Origin of the sequence: Agrobacterium sp. InxBP2, assembly GCF_026191755.1 — a bacterium.
In the GTDB taxonomy this organism is placed as follows: domain Bacteria; phylum Pseudomonadota; class Alphaproteobacteria; order Rhizobiales; family Rhizobiaceae; genus Agrobacterium; species Agrobacterium pusense.
The window spans coordinates 1-553 of record NZ_JAINDY010000001.1 but is presented as its reverse complement, the minus strand read 5'-3'; the positions used below and the strand labels follow the sequence as shown (position 1 = coordinate 553).

Sequence of the window (553 nt, the reverse complement as noted above, 5' to 3'; positions counted from 1 at the left end):
CAGCCCGCCATCCACATGGCGTGGCAGATAAGGCGAGCCATCAAGGCGGGCGGCATAGGCGCCCGATTCCTGCGAGATCAATGTGCCGGCCAGGTGGTCCCAGGGCATCAGCTTGTTGCACATGAGTATCGCCTGTTCTGCGGCGGTCACATGCATTTCCTCATGTACAACAAGCTGATGCCCTGGGACAACCTGGCCGGCACATTGATCTCGCAGGAATCGGGCGCCTATGGCGCCCGCCTGGATGGCTCGCCGTTTCTGCCACGCCATGGGGATGGCGGGCTGCTGCTGGCGCCTAATCCGGAGACGTGGGAATTGCTGCGCGCGAAGATTTTCACGGTCTGAGGCTCCGGATTCGTGGGGTGTGCACCACCTTCACCGTCATGCCGGACTTGATCCGGCATCCAGCTGCGGCGCGTCTGCGCGGCGGAAGACCCTTTATCAGCCTAAGGATTTGCGCGGGCCGTTACCCCGCATCAGCCCTGTGTTAACGGCCGTCGGCGAGACCCACCAGCAAACAAAAAAGGGCGCGGAACAGAATTCCGCGCCCTTT

At 62.2% G+C, this 553-nt stretch carries 2 pseudogenes; one reads left to right on the top strand and one right to left on the bottom strand.

Annotated features, from left to right (window positions below):
• A pseudogene (locus K7A42_RS00010) lies at positions 1 to 126 on the bottom strand (inositol monophosphatase); the annotation flags it as partial.
• Between K7A42_RS00010 and K7A42_RS00005 the strand changes: the two are divergent.
• Positions 106 to 345, top strand: a pseudogene (locus K7A42_RS00005) (inositol monophosphatase); the annotation flags it as partial. The pseudogenes K7A42_RS00010 and K7A42_RS00005 overlap by 21 nt on opposite strands.
• Between the last annotated feature and the right edge of the window lie 208 nt (positions 346 to 553).